This window comes from Paenibacillus sp. FSL P4-0113 (assembly GCF_038009305.1).
In the GTDB taxonomy this organism is placed as follows: domain Bacteria; phylum Bacillota; class Bacilli; order Paenibacillales; family Paenibacillaceae; genus Paenibacillus; species Paenibacillus polymyxa_D.
Genome location: NZ_JBBPAZ010000001.1, coordinates 1,337,572 through 1,357,559 on the forward strand (window position 1 = coordinate 1,337,572; position 19,988 = coordinate 1,357,559).

General features: G+C 45.1%; 19 protein-coding genes. 3 read left to right on the forward strand and 16 right to left on the reverse strand.

The window, feature by feature from the left end; translation table 11 throughout:
* Positions 1–5: 5 nt before the first annotated feature.
* The 9 genes from MKX46_RS05425 to MKX46_RS05465 form a co-directional block, all read right to left on the reverse strand.
* Complete coding sequence (locus tag MKX46_RS05425) at positions 6–875, reverse strand: PHP domain-containing protein (RefSeq protein WP_029517635.1); 870 nt, start codon at positions 873–875, stop codon at positions 6–8.
* On the reverse strand, positions 875–1,831 hold the full coding sequence (locus MKX46_RS05430) for a selenium metabolism-associated LysR family transcriptional regulator (protein WP_029517636.1): 957 nt from the start codon (positions 1,829–1,831) through the stop codon (positions 875–877). Before MKX46_RS05430 ends, MKX46_RS05425 begins: the two co-directional genes overlap by 1 nt.
* Before the next feature lie 212 nt (positions 1,832–2,043).
* Positions 2,044–2,481 (reverse strand): hypothetical protein, encoded by a 438-nt coding sequence (locus tag MKX46_RS05435; protein ID WP_025717787.1) that lies wholly within the window; start codon positions 2,479–2,481, stop codon positions 2,044–2,046.
* 228 nt (positions 2,482–2,709) lie between these two features.
* Positions 2,710–2,970: a YlbG family protein gene (locus MKX46_RS05440; protein WP_029517637.1), complete on the reverse strand. Its 261-nt coding sequence runs from the start codon at positions 2,968–2,970 to the stop codon at positions 2,710–2,712.
* Positions 2,971–3,008: 38 nt separating this feature from the next.
* Positions 3,009–3,449 (reverse strand): YlbF family regulator, encoded by a 441-nt coding sequence (locus MKX46_RS05445; RefSeq protein WP_013310906.1) that lies wholly within the window; start codon positions 3,447–3,449, stop codon positions 3,009–3,011.
* A gap of 108 nt (positions 3,450–3,557) precedes the next feature.
* Positions 3,558–5,582, reverse strand: a complete 2,025-nt coding sequence (locus MKX46_RS05450) for a helicase-associated domain-containing protein (protein ID WP_341070975.1) — start codon at positions 5,580–5,582, stop codon at positions 3,558–3,560.
* A 6-nt stretch (positions 5,583–5,588) separates the two neighbouring features.
* On the reverse strand, positions 5,589–7,355 hold the full coding sequence (locus MKX46_RS05455) for a DNA repair helicase XPB (protein WP_029517639.1): 1,767 nt from the start codon (positions 7,353–7,355) through the stop codon (positions 5,589–5,591).
* Between the two features lie 297 nt (positions 7,356–7,652).
* A complete protein-coding gene (locus MKX46_RS05460; protein WP_029517640.1) occupies positions 7,653–8,081 on the reverse strand; it encodes a CBS domain-containing protein in 429 nt (142 codons plus the stop codon).
* Positions 8,082–8,165: 84 nt separating this feature from the next.
* Positions 8,166–9,371 (reverse strand): M20 family metallopeptidase, encoded by a 1,206-nt coding sequence (locus MKX46_RS05465; RefSeq protein WP_029517641.1) that lies wholly within the window; start codon positions 9,369–9,371, stop codon positions 8,166–8,168.
* Positions 9,372–9,620: 249 nt separating this feature from the next.
* Between MKX46_RS05465 and ftsW the strand changes: the two genes are divergently transcribed.
* A complete protein-coding gene (gene ftsW / locus MKX46_RS05470; protein WP_029517642.1) occupies positions 9,621–10,880 on the forward strand; it encodes a putative lipid II flippase FtsW in 1,260 nt (419 codons plus the stop codon).
* Between the two features lie 226 nt (positions 10,881–11,106).
* Here ftsW and MKX46_RS05475 read toward each other — a convergent pair whose 3' ends face one another.
* Positions 11,107–11,472 carry an Asp23/Gls24 family envelope stress response protein gene (locus MKX46_RS05475; RefSeq protein ID WP_013310912.1) on the reverse strand — a complete coding sequence of 122 codons (366 nt, stop codon included), beginning with the start codon at positions 11,470–11,472 and terminating at the stop codon, positions 11,107–11,109.
* A gap of 314 nt (positions 11,473–11,786) precedes the next feature.
* On the opposite strand from MKX46_RS05475, the gene cax reads away from it, so the two are divergent.
* Positions 11,787–12,857 carry a calcium/proton exchanger gene (cax, locus tag MKX46_RS05480; protein WP_029517643.1) on the forward strand — a complete coding sequence of 357 codons (1,071 nt, stop codon included), beginning with the start codon at positions 11,787–11,789 and terminating at the stop codon, positions 12,855–12,857.
* Between the two features lie 141 nt (positions 12,858–12,998).
* Here cax and MKX46_RS05485 read toward each other — a convergent pair whose 3' ends face one another.
* The 5 genes from MKX46_RS05485 to MKX46_RS05505 form a co-directional block, all read right to left on the reverse strand.
* On the reverse strand, positions 12,999–13,289 hold the full coding sequence (locus MKX46_RS05485) for a YlaN family protein (protein WP_007431028.1): 291 nt from the start codon (positions 13,287–13,289) through the stop codon (positions 12,999–13,001).
* Positions 13,290–13,430: 141 nt separating this feature from the next.
* Positions 13,431–13,673, reverse strand: coding sequence for an HPr family phosphocarrier protein (locus MKX46_RS05490; protein ID WP_013310915.1), 243 nt, complete (start codon positions 13,671–13,673; stop codon positions 13,431–13,433).
* 89 nt (positions 13,674–13,762) lie between these two features.
* Positions 13,763–14,878, reverse strand: a complete 1,116-nt coding sequence (locus MKX46_RS05495; protein WP_341070976.1) for an aminopeptidase — start codon at positions 14,876–14,878, stop codon at positions 13,763–13,765.
* Between the two features lie 76 nt (positions 14,879–14,954).
* Positions 14,955–15,806, reverse strand: a complete 852-nt coding sequence (locus MKX46_RS05500) for a hypothetical protein (RefSeq protein WP_165150258.1) — start codon at positions 15,804–15,806, stop codon at positions 14,955–14,957.
* 195 nt (positions 15,807–16,001) lie between these two features.
* Positions 16,002–17,987 carry a sensor domain-containing diguanylate cyclase gene (locus MKX46_RS05505; protein ID WP_029517646.1) on the reverse strand — a complete coding sequence of 662 codons (1,986 nt, stop codon included), beginning with the start codon at positions 17,985–17,987 and terminating at the stop codon, positions 16,002–16,004.
* Positions 17,988–18,423: 436 nt separating this feature from the next.
* Between MKX46_RS05505 and rpsD the strand changes: the two genes are divergently transcribed.
* Positions 18,424–19,023, forward strand: coding sequence for a 30S ribosomal protein S4 (rpsD, locus tag MKX46_RS05510; protein ID WP_013310919.1), 600 nt, complete (start codon positions 18,424–18,426; stop codon positions 19,021–19,023).
* 78 nt (positions 19,024–19,101) lie between these two features.
* On the opposite strand, the gene MKX46_RS05515 is transcribed toward rpsD, so the two are convergent.
* Positions 19,102–19,971: an AraC family transcriptional regulator gene (locus MKX46_RS05515; RefSeq protein WP_341070977.1), complete on the reverse strand. Its 870-nt coding sequence runs from the start codon at positions 19,969–19,971 to the stop codon at positions 19,102–19,104.
* Between the last annotated feature and the right edge of the window lie 17 nt (positions 19,972–19,988).

Sequence of the window (19,988 nt, forward strand, 5' to 3'; positions counted from 1 at the left end):
TTTATTTACTTTTGTCCAATAGCAGCCTTCCTCAATTCCTCGACTACCTGCCCTTCCACACTACGGCTACCCAGATCACCGTGAAAAATAACACCTTGACGCGCGCCGTGAAAATCCGAGCCGCCAGTTGCAATGAGGCCATATTGCGCCGCCATCGCAGTATATCGGCTCTCAGCCTCAGCATCATGGTCCGAATGTCGCACCTCCAAGCCCGCAGGCTTCGCCTCCTCTATAATAGAACGAACCAGCTCATCATTTCCGTACAAGCCAGGGTGGGCCACCACGGGTACCCCTCCTGCTTCACGAATCCAGTTTATGGCCTCCGCAGGCTCTACACGGGGTACAGACACATATCCGGGCGCTCCTTCCGCCAAGTAACGGTCAAACGCGTCCCGCATATCCTTCGCATATCCTTTTTGAACCAGCGTATCCGCCATATGCGGACGTCCAATGCTTTCATCTGGTGCCAGCGGTCTGCCCATCGTAGCCACCACTTCACCCAGTGTGATTTCCACACCCAGACTACGCAATTGACTCAAAATCAAATCATTACGGGTATCCCGTGCCTGGCGAAGCTTTTCCAACCGTTCCAAAAACACTTTATTGCGGTAATCCATAAAATAACCGAGTATATGAATATCCTTATCGCCAGCTCGAGTACTAATTTCCACTCCCGGCACCACAGTAATTCCTATGCGTTTTCCCTCTTCCAGAGCTTCCTCCAGGCCAGCTACCGTATCATGATCTGTAATGGCCACACCTGCCAGTCCTTTTTCCTTGGCCCAGCGTACATTATCTGCAGGTGGTTGCATTCCGTCAGATGCTTGGGTGTGTGTGTGTAAATCATATCGTTTTACGTTAATCTGCTCCTTCATTATACATCCTCCTTCTCTTTCACCTTTGCAAGCTCGTCCTGCGAGTCCCCCAGGACGTCCGTTCCCTGATCATGACGACGCAAGTAAGACAGGAAGGTTACTACCGGAATCGGCAACAACGCCGACTTCAAATGAATTGCATAAAATTCTCGTTTGAACGTGATATCTGAAATATTTACAATTTTCAATAATCCGAGCGCAACTTCATGCTTCACCGAAGAAGGTGATAGCATGGTAATACCCAGTCCAGCCTCCACCGCCGATTTAACCGCTCCAGTGCTCCCCATCTCCATTACAATCCCAAGTCGGGAGGCATCCATACCACGATTTTTCAGCTCATCTTCTATTACTTGACGTGTACCAGATCCCTTTTCTCTGGCTACAAAAGGATGCTTGAACACATCTTCCAGAACCACTTTTTTAGCCTTGGCCAGCGCATGTCCTGAAGGCACAATCAGTTTCAGTTCGTCCTGCATCACAGGTTCCACCACGATATCCGGATGCTGGACTGGGGCCTCAATCAGTCCTAAATTCAGCTGATGTTTTAGTATATCATCCATAATCTGAGTTGTATTCATCACATTCATCGCCATGCGTATATGAGGGTATTCCTGACCAAACGGTCCCAGCATTCTGGGTACAATATACTCACCAATCGTTAGGCTGGCGCCAATATGCAATCTTCCCTCCAACATGTGAGTAAAAGCAGACATCGCCTCGTCAGCTTCCCTGATCAGTTGCATGCTTTTTTTCGCAAAAGGCAGGAGTGTCGCTCCCGCCTCTGAAAGTTCGATTTTTTTAGTCGAACGTTGCAGCAGTTTCGTGCCAAAATAATCTTCCAAAGACTGAATTTGCATCGTCACCGCAGGTTGTGTCATATGCAGCGCTTGTGCCGCCGCCGAGAAGCTCCCGCGTTCCGCTACGGTATAAAAAATGTGCAACTGATGAAAGTTCATACTGACAGCCCTCTCCCCTCTGTTCTCCCTATTTTAACATAAGAAAAACGTCTGTCGAAAGCATTTCCAAGTAAACTTACTGAATTGGGTAGTTTTATTATTGGAAAATAAAAAAAGCATGCAGCTAATAACTGCATACTTTCTACTTAAACTTAACGGTATTCAAGAAGTTTGGAGATTTTTTCATCTGAAGCCGTTCTCCAAATGACCGTCTATTTTTGCTTACGAGTGCTTTTCATCAGTGTCATGCGCCGCGAATGGCGTAACCATGAATAGTATGACTTCAAATCCCTTAATTCAATGGTCTCCGACATCCGGCCCAAAAAGGTAATGACAATCATTTTGTGAAGCGGATTCCCCGCAATATCCATCTCGCCGGGCAACTCTCCAAATTCGGCCACGACGACCAGATCACCATCAATTAAATATACATCCTCTTCGTTATGATAATAGGACTCCATCCTGTTTTGCTTCAGGCATTCCCAAAGCCAGGCGGCGATATGATTCGTCTCGGACTGTTTCTGCTCTACCCGATCTAAGTAACGTGTTTTCGCATGATTTGTTATCACGATATCGGCGACTTTTTTATCGCCCATCTCCACATAGAACGGTTCGTATGTACTCCATCGCTGCATTGCTTTGTCACGCACGGGATCACTCTCCCCACCAGATAGGTCTTTATATCTACCAATATATTCATATGTTACCTCAACAGACCCGGGACTACAAGTTACAAAATTGAAGTTTATGGGTGATATTTAAAGATTTTTTAGGTCTAACAGCATCAAGACCATTATGCAAAAGTCCTGACTTCACAAAAAAAGCCAGCCTGTAGGCTGACCTTTCAAGAAAAGTTTACAATTTATAGACATTTGATCTTATATCTCATATTCTTTCATCTTTTCCTTATCGTCGTTGTAATCCGTCCTAATCTCATTTCGAAAAGAGCGCTCGACCTTACGCACATAGGAAAGTCTGCGAATATTTTTAACGGTGTCTTCTGCCCGATCCGCATTCATATATATCACTACATAATGCATACGCTTTGAAATAAAGTGGACATTTCCGTATTTCTCCAGATTGCGGGCAGCCTTGATATCGCTTACCCAAATGATGTACCCTGTCCGCTCGGCAAACATTCGCTTCATCTCCCCCCACTCGGTATCATTCCTATGACCTATCCACAGGAGCATTTCCCTCCGCTGCCACATCCGCCTTTTTTCACATTCGGATCATTGCTCGGCACCTTAATAGTCTCGGACACGGAATATGCAATCGTTTCAGACATGGCATGAAGCATATCATCCAGCGCCTTTTCGGCTCGTTTGAACTCCTTAACATCCACGAATTGTTCCAGTTCCAGCTCAACGACCTGCACTGCATCCTTCGCTTCATGATAGTTCGGATGAAAATGCCCAAAACGCTCCGTTTCCGCGAATAGCTCCTTTTTGGCATCCAGCTTGCGTACACACGCCTGAATAGACGGATTCAATTCCACACGCTGTTTCCAATATAAATAATCCGATACCTCAAAGGATCGGTTGACCATATCGCCCAATTCATAGGCGTTAATAAGCACTTCTGCCATATTGACCGTGTTCAATTCGGCTACGCTCATGAATGTTCATCTCACTTTATATAAAGTTCTACCCTGTAAAAGTAGACTCATTTATCATACCACATCCTTCTTTTGAGAAGAAGAAGTTTCATGCACTTCCTGGCCCTACTATGTAAAAGGAACCAGCAAGCGCATGTCTGACCATTCACTTGGCTGTAAGGTCGCAGGAGAAAGTGTTTCGTCATCCCTTCCTGAGGCATACCAGCCTGTGACACTCCATGGTGCACCGGAAACCACCGCCTCCGGTATCCATTTAACCTCTTTCCCACCGATTCGCAGCCCCACAGCAGCCTGCCAACGAATCGCTTGCTCGATCAACTGCCGGGCAGTGGAAGTATGGTAACTCCTCCATTCTTTTGTCCATGAGGAGGGGACTGTAGATCTTTCTGGTAAATAGTCAGACGGATCAGGCAGTGTATGCTCTTGTTCGTAAAAGTGCAGCGTTCGCCCTGTATAAACCAAACCTGCCCTCCCCTCTTGGGAAAATATAGAACGGGCTAGAATAGGTTCGGACTCCATTTTACTGTTGAGGCTGCCTGAATTTATGTTCTCTGTTTCCGAAATCAGTGGATAATGATGAGCTGGCTCGTCCACACCTTCGGGTTCACGACGTGGACCTAATCCTATTGCAGCAAGCGTTTTTCGTATTTTGACAGCAGAGCTCGCCGGAATAATAAAGTCCTTGTCGCCAAGCCGTTCCAGCAATCCTTCCAGCGCGGGATGGCGTGCAACCATGTCTGCATCCTCCTGTGTGCCACATCGCAAAAGTGTTACCGTTGCAAAAGCCGTCCGTCCGACATCGCCTGCCCACTGTTCTACCGCCATACGTACATGATCAGGCACGCCTGTCCGGCTGAACTTGTCCAGTAGAGCAGGGATTGCTTTGGCTTCCATCCCTAACTCGATTGCCTCTGTAACACTTTCTCTGGTGATCCGGTATATTGCCATCCGATCTCCTGTCACACGTTCACAGCAGCATTCCAGTCGCCAGCGCACATCATATGCCACATCTGGCGGAACCAATATTTCAAAATTAGGTTGTACATAAAAAGTACCTTGTTGTTGATGTGTATCCTCGTAATTATTGGGACGAAGCATGTCTAACACAGATACATTCCAGCGAAAACACAGTTTACCCGATGCAGTCTGGCCCCAATCACCCATTCCAAACGCAGTCAGGGCCTTCAGCCAACCCTCCAATCCCTCCATGAAAGATCCATTAAAATTAAAATCAGAACCCGTTTCTCCCGCAAACCCTTCCGGATTTGAGGTTGTAGGAATAAGGTCTAAAAGGGCACTGTTCTTGGAATCAGCTCCGCTCGTACTCTCCTGCTGGATTAGGCCTACTTGAAGCATCCATTGCAGCAGACACTTGATAGATATCCACCCTTCCGTTCCCATATACTGGGGGACAGCACACAGCATATAGCGAAAATGCTGCATGGATGCTTCGGCCTTGCCGTATCTTTCCATGAGTGTAGCAAAAATATGCTTGCGCATTTGCCAAGCAGACAAACGAATCCAAGTCGCCAGTTCCGTTTCCTGAATGCGAAAAGACACCGTTTCTTTCACTAACAGCCCCAAACTGAGTAGCAAATCCATCATGACCACGGTTTGCACAGGATACAGCTCTGCATGCGCATAATGCAACCCAAGACCCATCAGGTCCTCCGGGCGAAAGGGGGTCAGTTCATTCAATTTTTGCAATGATCGCTTATGTATGGTTCCTTTGGCCGTCAAAGGGACGCCCTGTACTGCAATACGTGACAACGCATGCAGCAATTCCGACTCCAGGCCTGTCATTGATTCATGTACCGTTATCGGATGATCCGAATGCATCATGTTCATTGGATTTTCCTCTAACAACATATCGTACAGATCCGGTAGTCGATAAACCGGGATATATAAAATTCGTTCGCCCCACGATTTGGTAACAGCCTCCAGCCAGCCCCGGGCACGTAATCCACGCAGTGCCAGTTTCGTTTCGACTCCGCTTAACGATCCCCGGGTAAGCTGTATAGGTTCTTCTTCCTTCATGGGCTGTCCCGCGTGCCGAATAAAGCATCGTCTAAGTACCAGCAGCTCATCCGATGAAAGCTCATTCCAGCTGTCTTGCGTGTTCGTTACGCCCATTCTTGATTAGGCCTCCTTTTTCTTTCCACGATCTCCAGACTTAGCATCCCTGCTTCCAATAGCCTCTGTCACACTAAATCTGCGAACCGCATATTCATAGCCTTGCTCAATCAGGAACAGCTGACGACGAGCTGCAAAATCCATCTCCTTGCTATTCTCCGTCACTAGAGCATAAAAATAAGCTTTATTCTCGCCTGACTTTGGTCGCAAAATGCGTCCCAGTCGCTGCGCTTCTTCCTGGCGAGAGCCAAAGCTGCCCGATACCTCTATGGCTACTGCTGCATCCGGCAGATCCACCGCAAAGTTTGCAACCTTGGACACCAATAGGGTCCGAATTGCACCCTTGCGGAATGCATCAAACCAACGTACCCGCTCCGTCTGGCTCATTGAACCCGTAATCAGTGGGACACCGAGCTCCTGAGCCAATGTACGCAACTGGTCCAAATATTGACCAATAATGAGCGTGGGCAAACCACTGTGCTGCTGCATCAGGCTACGCACCGCCTCCAGTTTGATCGGATTTTCGGCTGCAATTCGGTACTGCTGTCTGCCCTCAGCACGCATACTGCGCTCCAAAAGTTCAGCTGTCATTGGAAGCCGCAACTCCACACAATCGACCTGAGCGATCCAGCCCTGTCGCTCCAGCTCCTTCCATGGCATATCATACCGTTTGGGCCCAATTAAAGAGAACACATCCCGTTCACAACCATCCTCTCGAACCAGCGTGGCCGTTAACCCCAAACGACGGGTAGCCTGAATGTCAGCCGTCGCCCGGAATACTGGCGCGGGCAGCAAATGAACCTCATCATATATAATGAGTCCCCACTTCCGCTCACTCAGCAGTTTCATATGCTCAAAATCCCCATCCTTGGTGCGACGGTGTGTCAAAATTTGGTATGTTGCCACCGTAATCGGGCGCACTTCTTTTTTCTGACCACTATATTCCCCGATGGAATCGGCAGAAATATCCGTCTTTTGCTTTAATTCTTCTACCCATTGCCGTACAGAAGTAGTATTAGATGTTAGAATAAGCACTTCACACTGAAGCCGATTCATCACCGCCATGCCTATCACTGTTTTTCCAGCTCCGCATGGAAGCACCAGTACACCACTACCCCCTAAGCCGTCCGCTCCTTCAAACGCATCAGCGGCCTTTACTTGATAATCACGAAGCTGCAACTTCGTTTGTCCCTTTCCCAAGGTAAAACTAAGCTGATTCCCTTCAAGATAGCCTGCCGTATCCACAACGGGATATCCCAAGCGAGTTAATTCCTGCTTGAGCAAGCCCCGATTTTCGGGCGGGACCGATGCGCTTTCCTCATCAACGCGAAGTAAACCAAGCTGTTTTAGCTCTTGCTTGGTCAGTAGCTCATCCAGTAAAGCGGGGGTCTCTGCTGCCAAGATCAAGTGATCACCTATTGTATAGCTGTTGGCTTTCCCTGTCTTTATACCTCCGTCTTCTTTCGTACCTCGTGAAAGCGTCAACGTCCCATAACGAGAAACGAGCTGTTCAATATCATTCAACAAATCACGTGGAATATCCCAACGGGACATGGAATACAAACTATTTTGAATGTCCTCAGCACTCCATCCGAGGGCAGCTGCATTCCACAAAGACAGTGGAGTGATGTGGTATGTATGAAAAGCGGACGGACTTTTAACCAGCTCCGCATAAATCTGCAACTGTGAACGAGCCCATTCCGAACCGGGCAAGCCCATTTCCAGCAGAACGGTAAAATCACGTTGTACAATACAAGGATGATCTGGATTCATGACTACCTCCTGATAATCTAACAATACATCATTTTAAAGTTGAATCAATTTCATAACTCATTAAAGTTTGGTGGTTGTAATTAGATACAGACAAATCGAATCATTTTGATCTATATCTAGTTTTGATTGAAGCAGCTAAAGGTATTATGAAATTGATTCAGTTATATAATAAATAGCTTATCCGTTTATTCGAATATCAACCAGAATAGCAAGGAGTCCAACCCATATTCGGGTTGAACTCCTGATTTAACGCCCGGGGTTAAGCCCCCCCAACAAATGCCTACCTTAATTATTCTTCTAGTGGACCTGCTCGGAAATATGACTAAGCGCCTCTCCAGCGTTGTCTGCAAAAATATTACGAACAGCCAAATCCCCGATTGAGACAATCCCGATCAGACGGTCTCCTTCCGTCACAGGCAACCGACGGATTTGCTGCTCCGCCATCAGTTCAGCTGCTTGGTCCACCGACATGTCCGCACTGGCTGTACGAATACCTGTCGTCATAACCGTATCGACTGAACCCGAACCCGAATTTTTAGCCGCATAACCGCGAACGACAAGATCACGGTCCGTTACTACGCCGATCAACTTATCACTGCCTTCGCTTTCCACAACCGGAATAAAACCAGTATCATTGTCCTTCATTTTGACCGCAATTTCATAAATATTGTCCTGCGGGGTAACCGTTACGCATTCTTTAGTCATAACTTCCTGAACCTTTTTCATGGGTACTCCCTCCTTTTCAAGAGTAGGGTACCCCATTTCATTCAGCTCATACTCCAGATTGAACCGTTCCCAATTCAACTCATTTTAGCCCTTAATTGCCCCTGCTTTTCGTTCCGCAGCGTATCCCGTAGACATCGCAATAAACAACCGAACCGCGTTAATCATAGCATCCTCATCAAAGTCAAATTTAGGATGATGGTGTGGATAAACCGCTCCTTTAGCTGGGTTACCCGCTCCTACGAACATGAAGCAACCTGGCACACGTTCCAAATAATACGCAAAATCTTCAGCAGGCATCAGCTTCGACGCTTCCTGTACATTCTCCTTGCCGAAAACAGATTTTGCTTCATTAAAGAAACGAGATGCTTCATGTGCGTCATTGACAACTGGTGGGTATCCCATAATATAGCGAACCTGTGCTGTTGTACCGTATGTTGCGGCTGTGAGCTCTGTTACCTCATGCAGTCGCTCCTTCATCACCGTTCGTGTCTCCTCATCAAACGTACGAATCGTTCCACTCAAGCGACACGTTTCTGCGATCACATTTTGCGCAGAGCCCCCTTGGATGGTTCCCACCGTCAGCACGGCAGGTCGTAATGGGTCGACTGAACGACTTACGACACTTTGCAATTGCATGACAAGAGCTGAGCCCGCCACGACACTATCATTAGTGGACTGAGGCATCCCACCATGCCCACCCTTACCTGTGATTTCAATATAAAAATCATCTGCCGCCGCCATCAGCGGCCCTGCACAACTCCCAGCCGTTCCGACAGGAAAAGGTGTCCATAAATGGATACCATAAATGACGTCCACACCTTCCAATATACCATCCTTTATTACACTGACCGCTCCGCCAGGCAGCAATTCCTCCGCAGGTTGGAACAACAACCGAATTTCTCCTTGCAGCTCGTCCCGATTCAGACTGAAATAGTAAGCCGTTCCAAGTAGCGCGGATGTATGTCCATCATGGCCGCAAGCATGCATGGCTCCGTCTACGTTGGAGCGATATTCACATTCCTTTTCATCCTGAATAGGAAGAGCATCCATATCGGCACGCAGCAGGACGACAGGCCCGGGTTTAGCACCACGAATGGTGCCTACAACACCGTGTCCCCCTACCTGACGGCGAATCTCGATTCCCCAACTCTCCAACTTATCCGCTACAAAAGCTGCGGTTTTGCTTTCCTGAAAGGAAATTTCGGGATTCTTATGTAAATGTCTACGCCACTCCACCATATTTTCTTGCAACTGGTCAAACCAGGTCTTGTCTATCGCATGTTGTGTCATAATGCTCCACCTCTCCTTTTAAAGCACCGGGCAAGTTCCCGATTCATCATGCAGCGTCACCACGTATGCACCGCTGCTCTCAAGTCTTCATTTTTATCCTATTGTAGCAGATATGGAATTGTTGTGATATCTGTTGCTCCAGGGAGGTTGCAGAAGCCCATCAAACATAATATGATAAAATGGGTAAACGATAAAATGATAACCGTCTGCGAGGAATATACCTTGTGGCGAATACCGGGGGAAGCTGATATGAGAAATACGAAGCCGGAGACTCGAAGAAGAGGCACACCGGATTTCCAATTGCTGATCCTCACTTTGTTACTGGTTGGATTCGGTGTAATTATGGTATTTAGCTCCAGCTCCAGCGTAGCTTTGCTGAATAAAGAATACAATTTTGACTCTTTATATTTTGTGAAGCGCCAATCTGCATTTGCTGTACTTGGACTTTTTATTATGTTGGTAGCTATGAATATTAAGATGGAAAAATATAAAAAGCTTTTTGTACCCTTATTTTTCATAACTATATTACTGCTAATCATCGTTCTTTTTACAGGCTCACTTAACGGCGCAAAAAGCTGGCTCAGGTTTGGTAGTGTTGGCTTCCAGCCAACGGAGCTTGCGAAAATTTCCATCATTCTTTACTTATCTGCACTGATTGTCAAAAAAGGAGATCGCTTTAGAGATCTGCGGACTGGCTACATACCTGTAACCGTCATTGTAGGCTGTGTTGCAGGACTCATCATGCTTCAACCTGATTTAGGCTCCTGCTTCATTTTGGTTGCTACGAGTGGTCTGATTATTTATGCCGGGGGAGCCAGTGTCAAGCATATTACAGCATCAATTGTTCTGCTCGTGCTAGGCGCCTCCATTGTATTTGGTATTGGGTCGTTGTTTGGAGGAGATTCTGGAACCACAGATGGACAAGCTGCTGCCAAGCAAGATTACAAAATCGGACGCTTTCAGGCCTTTCTTAATCCCGAGAAATATAGACAAGGAACGGGATACAATCTGGTACAGTCCTTGCAAGCTATAGGTGAAGGCGGCTTAAACGGGTCAGGATTTGGTAAAGGTATTATCAAGCTTCACTATCTTCCTAATTCATTTAATGATTTTATCTTTTCTGTAATTGGTGAAGAATTCGGATTTATCGGAACAGCCATATTCCTGATGCTATATTTGTATTTCATTTGGCGAGGCATGATCATTGCTCTGCGTTGCCATGATCCGTTCGGAACGTTGGTAGGCACCGGTATCATGGGTTTGATCGCCATTCAGGCCTTCATTAACATCGGCGGTGTAACCCAAACAATTCCAATCACTGGCGTAACGCTTCCATTTATCAGCTTTGGTGGCTCCTCCTTGCTTGTCATGATGTTTTCGATGGGCATTATGCTCAGTATTTCTCGTGAGAACACCAAACAAGCGGTGCAGGAACGCACCACAGGGGTAGCTGTCCGTAATGAAGTACCCAATCGCTTTCAAACTCGTAGAACCAACCGTTTTCGCTAAAAAAAGAACTTCCAAGGACCACTTACAACGGTGGCTTTGGAAGTTCTTTTGGTTATGTATAAAAATACGGAAACCTTCTGCAAAAATGGCTATGCTGTTGATTCATAAAACGAAAACTGGCGATTCTATAACCACCAGTTTTCGTGTTTTTATTCGGGTTATCCTACGGAATTCCCGGCATGTATACAATTGGTTAAAAATGTAGAATTATCGGTCCTTGATTCTATTACACTGCGTCGTCCTTGAACGCGACACCTTCCACTTTTACGTTCACTTCCACGACCCGCAAACCTGTCATACTTTCGACGGCTTCTCGTACATTTTGCTGAAGAATTCGGGACACCTCATGAATAGGTGTTTCGTAGAGTACGATAATACGTAGATCAATGGCAGCTTCCAGCTGTCCAACCTCCACTGATACGCCTTTTTGCACATTTTTACCGCTCAGCCTTTTGGCCCAGCCTTCCGATAAACCGCCTGACATTGCAGCAATGCCCGGTGTCTCTAATGCGGCCATCCCGGCAATTTTACCCACGACATCGTTGGAAATCTTGATGTTTCCTGCTTCCAGTTGTTGAATTTGCTCTGCCATGACCTATGTCCCCCTTCATCCATCCTTTATTTGTATTGTAAAGCCTCAGCCACTCCAAATGCAAACCCTACGTATGAAAAACAACTTTCGTTTACAACCTATATCATTTTGGGTATATTAATTTAGAAAATCCATACAAGTGAGCATTTTGCATAAACCCCAAGAGTGTTTTCCAATCAGCAATATATAGATCGAAACGCTTTAGTTCGTCTATATATTGTACTTATGTGCGATGGGAATCGAATTATGCAAAATGCTGAAGTGACAGCTTTCACCAAACTTGTACACATTTATTGATATCGAGGTGCTCTTCATTGAAAAAATGGTTATCTCCCGCTTTGCTTATAGCGACATTTGCTCTTAGCGCAGTCGCTCATTACACGCATTGGAACGCTATAGCCCAATTTGTCATTTGTGCAATTTCTGTTGTATTCGTAGCCGGTTTCCTCGGCAGGGCGACCGAAAGCGTCGCGCATTATGCTGGCCAACGTTTAGGTGGATTCTTAAATGCCACCTTTGGTAACGCAGCCGAACTGATCATCGCCATCTTTCTTGTTAAAGAAGGTCTTTACGATATGGTAAAGGCCAGTCTTACCGGTTCTATCATCGGCAATCTGCTGTTGGTGCTAGGAGCAAGTCTGTTCGCTGGCGGTTTAAAGTACAAAGTACAAAATTTCAATATATCGCTGGCTGGATTAAGTGGTTCTCTGATGATTGTGGCTGTTATTGCCTTGTTCGTTCCAGCTGTCTTTTTGAACACACACGTTATCACGGATAGCGAATCAGATACGCTCAGCCTCATTGTCGCAGGCACGCTCATTGTCGCGTATATTGCGTGGCTTATTTTTTCTATGATTACGCATAAGGACTATTTATCTGATGTGACCGAACAAAAAGATGAAGAATTACCACATGAGCATGCCCCTGTATGGTCCAGAAACAAATCCATTGCCTATTTGATACTTGCTACCGTCATGGTCGCTTTTGTCAGCGAATGGCTGGTAGGTACGCTGGAGGTGTTTACGACCCAATTTGGGCTCAGCGAATTGTTCGTAGGTGCCTTCCTCGTCGCTATTATTGGTAATGCAGCCGAACACAGCGCTGCTATTTTACTGGCGATGAAGAATAAAATCGGTGCATCGGTTGAAATAGCTGTCGGCAGCAGTTTGCAAATTGCGCTATTTGTTGCCCCTGTGCTGATATTTGTCAGTTACTTTATGGGAAACACGATGAATATTGTTTTCACTACTATTGAGCTGGTCGCCATTGCTGTCGCTGTATTTATCGCCAAATCCATCACCCAAGACGGCTCAACCAACTGGTATGAGGGGCTCATGCTATTGGTAGTGTATGTATTGTTAGGTGTATCCTTCTTTCTTGTGTAGCTTTTTAAGGTTTTAAAATGTTCATTAGGATGGTGGAAGGGGATGCGCTTTTACCATCCTAAAAGAACATTTTTTTAAAAAAAGGCATCAAAAAAAGCATGCTCTCAAGCTCCGCATGCTCTCATCAATTCAACCGTCTTCCTAATTGGCCTTATTATTCATGGCCTCATATAGAATAGCCAGATTGCGTTCCAGCTCACTGACCAGCTGTTTACCTACCATTTCCGGAAGAAGTCCAGCGCGAACCGCAAAATCCACTTCCTTGGAAAATCCGTACATCTGAGTATCCAGCACTTCCTCATAGAGAGGGCAATAACGGGTTGCCAGATTCTCCATCTGTACTTCAATAAGCTTCTTTATTTTATCTGCATCTTCCTGAAGCAGATTAATAGCCTTGATATTCAATTGTTCCTGCAAATCAGATGAAGTCATGGATTCTTCCCCCCTATGTCTCAATGTCGCACAAGACGTCCTATCCTTAATATTAGACCAAATTGCAGGCTAATACAAGAACCTGACAAAAAAAGCATCCCTACAGTTACAGGTAGGGATGCTTTTGCTTCAAGAATAAAGTTAGCTGGCTACTGAAATATGAAGTCCGTGCTTCTCGAACACCTCGATGATCGCTTTCTTGGCTTCCTCCGCATCTGGTCCATGAACGTGTAGTTCATAGCTATGGCTGCTGACTAGGGTCGTAAACAAGCCCAGTATACTTTTCACATCAATATACTTATTTTCGGAATGAAGGACGATGGAAGAGGTGAACTTGCTCGCCGTCTGTGCAATTTCAACAACCGCCGCGTTATTATTGGACATAGAAATCCCTCGCTTTACTGAATTGTCATGTATCGTTACTCATCCATAATGATACATTGAAATCGCTTTCTCAGCAAGAACGGATATCGTTATTTTAAATTTTCAGGGTTTAATGGCTCCAGCTCAGGCAGTACAAAGATGCCATCTTTACGAATCAAAACATCGTCAAAATAAATTTCACCACCGCCATATTCTGGACGCTGAATCAACACCAAATCCCAGTGGATCGATGAACGATTACCGTTATCCGCTGTTTCATAAGCTTGACCCGGTGTAAAATGTAAGCTGCCGGCGATTTTCTCGTCAAACAAAATATCCTTCATTGGATGTAAGATGTGCGGATTAAACCCGATGGCAAACTCGCCAATATAACGTGCTCCCTCGTCAGAATCGAGAATATCATTCAGCCGCTTCGTATCGTTACTCGTTGCTTCCACGATCTTACCATTTTCAAAACGGAATTTAACATTTTCAAAAGTAATGCCATTATACAGGGTTTGTGCATTGTAGCTGATCGTTCCGTTAACGGAATCACGTACAGGCGCGCTGTATACTTCGCCATCCGGGATATTACATTGACCTGAACACTTGATAGCTCCAATTTGCTTAATAGAGAAATTCAAATCCGTACCCGGTCCACTAATCCGTACCTTGTCCGTCCGATTCATCAGGTCTGCCAATGCATCTTGAGCTTTGTCCATTTTTGCATAATCCAGATTACACACATCGAAATAAAAATCTTCGAACGCTTCTGTGCTGATATTCGCCAATTGAGCCATGCTGTCATTCGGATAACGCAGCACTACCCATTTGGTGTGTTTCACCCGTTGTTCGCTATGTACCGCATGCTGATAAATGGAATTATACAATTTCATTTTATCTTCCGGCACATCTGACAAATCATTTACATTTTCACCTGCACGAATTCCGATATAGCAGTGCATTTGCTTCATCCGGTTAAGGTCAATCTCAGCCCAGGTCTCCAGCATCTCCTTTGTCGCGTGACGAAGCATGGCGCTCTGTACCTTACGGTCTGTAAGTTGTACAAAAACATTTCCACCTTTTTTACCAACTTCATGAATGATGGCGTTAAGTAAGTCGCGCTCTGTACCAATCATTTCGACTAATACATTTTCTCCAGGCTGCACTTCAACAGAGTAACCTACTAAATTTTCCGCCAGCTTAAGTATTCTAGGATCTTTCATGTAGTGTCTCTCCTTCTCTATTTCATTCTTTTTGAACAATGGTTAATTCAAAGTCCATTGTATCACGCCCGCCACGTTACTTGTAGTCCTCAAAAGTAACTCTGGTTATCAAAGCCTCTTGATGCAGATCTTCATTTTCTCCCTGTCGGGTAATCTGGCATTCGGATGAAAGCTTTAAGGGTAAACCTGTTTGGCGATCTATGGTCAAATGATACACCGTATGCACAATGGATTGCTCCAGCTGGTTATTCATATCCTCACAACTTTGCGCCCATATTTGGCTCAGCTTCTTTCGCAGCTCTCGATTCGTTCCTGTCTGCTGCGTTTTTAATATCACGATTTGAGGGTTTAACGTATTCATTTCTTTTATTAAACGATCTTTCAACCAGCGCTTTGCCGAAGCAGATTCCGGTTCAATCCTCAACACCCAAGTTCCCCGGGCAGCTCCCGTTTCCATACGAATGCTCTTATTCAGTGTATTTAATTCCTCAAGCTCCTGAATCGGATTGAAGCGATTTAACATACCATTTCCAACCACAGGAGGATAACCGGATGTCAGCGAAACCCATTTCCCACTCTGACGAATAAAACGTTCCTGTGTAACATCATGCTCGGACTTACCTTGTTTCAGAGCTGTGTAGCCACCTTGCTTACGGAAAGCCTCTGCAGAACCCCAGTGCATGGTCAATTCATCGTGATTTCTTAGCCTACCGCGATATTCAAACTGCTTATTCGTTGGCAGACCACTGTCTGCTCTAATTGCAGTCCGTCCAGTAAACGTTACCATCTCTTTGCCAGCCATTCCTGCAACAGCTCTCTTAAAAATCTGCTCAGGCGTATATTGTCGATCCAGTGCACAACCACTTAACACACCTATTACAAGCAACACACCACAAACCTTCATCATCCATTGCTTTTTCCAATGCATCCCATCATCCGTCCTATCCTGAACATAACTGTACTCATGAGCAATAATCCTGCTTCAAGCCAGTTATGCTACCTGGTTCACTTCATCGCGTTATCCCTATAGTTCAATCATACACACGATATAGCTGCGTTTAGGATTACCTGTCTGCAAAGGGTTATGCAAGACAAAAAGAGAACATTCCCTAAGGAATATTCTCTACACATTGGCTACATGATCAACAACTATTCGATTGCGTCCTTCATTTTTCGCTTCGTACAAGGCCATATCAGCCCTATAAAATAAAGATTCAATACTGATCTGCTCGTCCAGCCAGTTCCATTCAGCAATCCCGCAAGAAACAGTCACCTGAGGCTCAGTTTCATGCTGTACGCGGTAACGTATTTTTTCTGCATATCCGAGCGCTTGCTGTACCCCCAGCTGCGGTAAATAAATGGCAAGCTCCTCGCCGCCCCATCTCGCACATACATCCTCATCGCGAGTCGCCGAACGAACGATATTGCTGACGCTTTTCAAAATTTCGTCACCCGTCTGATGCCCATGCGTATCATTCACCTGTTTGAATTGATCAATATCTACCAAAATAAGAGATCCACAGAAATCCTTTTCCTGATGTTGCTGAATGATTTGGTCCACATAATGACGTACATACAGACCTGTTAACATATCCATATTAGCCAACCGCCGCACCTCAGCGTGCAGCATAGCATTGGTTACCGCCAACCCGATATGAGGGGCTAGCATTTGCAACATTTTGTAATTATCGTAAGAGAAAAAGTGCGGAAGCTTGCTGGACAATAGTATAACCCCTTTAGGAGTACCGCTGGTCTTCATAGGTACAGCCATCAAAGACTGGGAGTGCGTCGCATCCATAAAATGAGAGGATATCTTCCCATCCTTTCTATAGTCCGACACAATCACTGGTTCCCCTGTTAAGCGTATTAGTCCAGCAAATCCATCTTCAAGAGGGTAACTTTCCAGTCTTAAGCTTTCCACATTACTCGACATGACCTTAAAACAGTTTCCATCCTGGTCAAGCTGTACAATACAACAAAAGTCCGCCATGAACATTTTTAATAACTCCTGCACGGCAAATTCAAATATTTCATTTAACTTCAGGCTCTGATTCAAGCGCTGAACCAGTTCATTAATGAGACGCAATTCATGGATAAGTACATTCGATTGCTCAAGCAGCTTTGCATTTTCAAATGCGGTGCCAGCCGTATCCGCCATCATGGCAATCAGCTCTACATCCACTTTTTTCATACTATCCGCGCCCGATGGAAGAATCATATGGAAAACACCGTATACGCCCTGCTTACCACGTAATGGGATGCCGATTTCAGTTATTTCATCTTGTGTACCGACAGGCTCATTCACAGCCATTTGCCCTTTCATAAATGCACGGACGCATACATCTTCGTCCCGTTCATGCAGCAGTAAAGGTTTGACCTGCGGATTGCGACTATGTCGATCCTGACTCATATACAAGGTGATATCTACATGGGGAAACAAATAGGCGATGCTCCCGAATACCTCATCCAGCACGCCTTCTACGTCAATTTTGTCATGCATCCGTTTTACAATCTGAAATAAAATAGAACGGCGTCTACCTTCACGATCGCTTCGATTCCGCATCCCAAGGACATCTTCCATAAATATGTACTCAAACTTCGTGTAAAAGCAGGATTTAAAATGTAAAGCAGCTGATAACAATGTGTCCAGATTTGGGACAGAATGTTGAGCAGGCCGTGTAAAACGAAGAGCGGCAAAGGGCTCGCTCTTGTAATTACGGCATAGTATGGGAACCATATACACAAACGAAAGGCTTCCATCACGAAGTTTGCGCTGGCTCACTTCCATCTCTCTAGATATGCAACAACGTTCGACCAAATCCAAATCCTCGTCATCATCTTCTTTTTTACCAGCAACACGAACACCTATAAAATTAAAAACAGCAGTATATTCTTCGTTAATCCAGGATATACCATTGCCCTGTTGTAACCAACTCCGATATCCTTGAACAAGCAGCTGGTTAATATAGGGGAAATCATAGGGTGTCATATCCATGTTCTGGAGCCAGGCAAAAGAAGTATATCCTTTATCATCAAACAGCGGAGCACCGCTAGCCTGGACCGTTTTACTGTCAAGCATTTGCTGATCCGTTGTTGAAAATTCCGACATATTAAGGCGCTCCTTCACAGCAAAATTAGCTGTACCAAGACAGCGGCTATACACCACTATAGCTCATAATATGATCTATTTTACTCCCAACTCTAGAAATTTGCATCCATTTTCCAGAAATTCGTCCCACTTTTTTAGTTCTAAAGCCCTATCGACAAAATTTGACGTTTTCATTCTTTTTCTCTTCTTGACATTGACCTACTCTTACATGTAGTATATATTATTGAAAAAGACTGTACGGCAGAACTATCTACTGTGCGGATCTTAAATTTTGGGCGTAACAGTTTGTGTCACCCTCATCTTTTTTGTTGCTGACAGGACAGCGGCTGAACTTTTCTGTCAGTAGTGCGTCTCACCTTAATAGGTAGCGCCGAACAAATTGGAGCGCAAAGAGAGCCCCAACTCAAATTTTAATTATGAAGGAGTTAACTCTATAATGGCACGTTACACTGGTCCTAAATTTAAATTGAGCCGTCGTCTCGGTATTTCCCTGAGCGGCACAGGTAAAGAATTGAAACGCCCTTTCCCTCCGGGACAACATGGTGCAAACCAACGGAGAAAAATCAGCAACTACGGTATGCAGCTTCAAGAGAAACAAAAGTTGCGTCACATGTACGGCTTGGGTGAAAAACAATTCCGTACCCTGTTCAACAAAGCTCAACACATGCACGGTATCGCTGGTGAAAACTTTATGTTCTTGCTGGAAAGCCGCCTGGACAACCTTGTATTCCGTCTTGGCTTTGCTAATTCCCGTGCAGGCGCACGTCAATTGGTAGCTCACGGTCACGTTACTGTGAACGGTAAAAAAGTTGACATCGCTTCTTACCAAGTAAGCCCTGGCGACGTGATCGGTCTTCGTGAAAGAAGTCGTTCCCTGTCTTCCATCAAAGAAGCTTTGGAAAACCGCAACCACTTGGTAGCTTACCTGGAGTACAATGACGCAGCTCTGGAAGGTAAATTCATTCGTTTGCCTGAGCGTGGCGAATTGTCCCAAGATATCGATGAAAAACAAATCGTCGAATTCTACAACCGCTAATCCCTGCATTAGCACCAAAAAGCACCCGAATAAATTCGGGTGCTTTTTTTATATTCCTTATGATCGAGTCTGAGAGTTTTATTCAATGGGGATGTATACTTTCATGCTCAAATGATCTGGATAGGAGGAATTCATCACGTCCGTAATTTCAAAATCTGGTCCCTCCCTCCGTTCAAAATTAGAATTAGGAAGCCATGTGCCATAGATAAAGTCTCGTATATTCTGAACCCGTCCATCTGAACCCGAAGCGTCAAACTCAGCATACTTCCCTGCTGGAATCTCCATATATATGAAACCCTCTGCCAGTTCATTTGACTCTTTTTCAACTGCCTCGCCCACCACAAATGAAAATGCACCATTGTCTTCAAATCGACAGGCAACCCCATATGACATTCCCGGTGCGATCTTGTTCGGGATACACATAAAATATTCATTGGCTCCAAAGTGCCCATAAAATCCTGGAATTTCTTTATAGTGCTGCTCATTATTCAGATTTGTTTTATATTCATACCCTATAATTTTGGTCGTTTCGAGCTGCAATATCACTGGCTTGTTCACATCCAAATCCCCCTTCGTATTTTTTTGATAATCCAGAAAATTAATTTTGCTTTGTCCAGGAAGCTCAATATCACTGTTACGATATTTCCCAGGGGTGATCCCAAAATTCTTTTCAAAAGCGCGGGTAAAGGCTTCTTGCGAGTTGTACTGAAACTCAATAGCAATGTCCAACACTTTTTGATTGGATTGTTTTAGCTGTTCAGCCGCCTCGGACAATCTTCTCCTTCTTATATACTGTTGAACCGTAAAACCCGAAATGGCCTGAAAAACCCGCTGGAAATGAAAAGCTGAAAAGCATGCCTGTGAAGCAATCTCGGCAATTTTTAGATCCTCCCGCAGATTCAATTCAATAAACTCAATCGCACACTGAATTCGTTTAAAATAGTCCATATAATCCTTCCCCACAC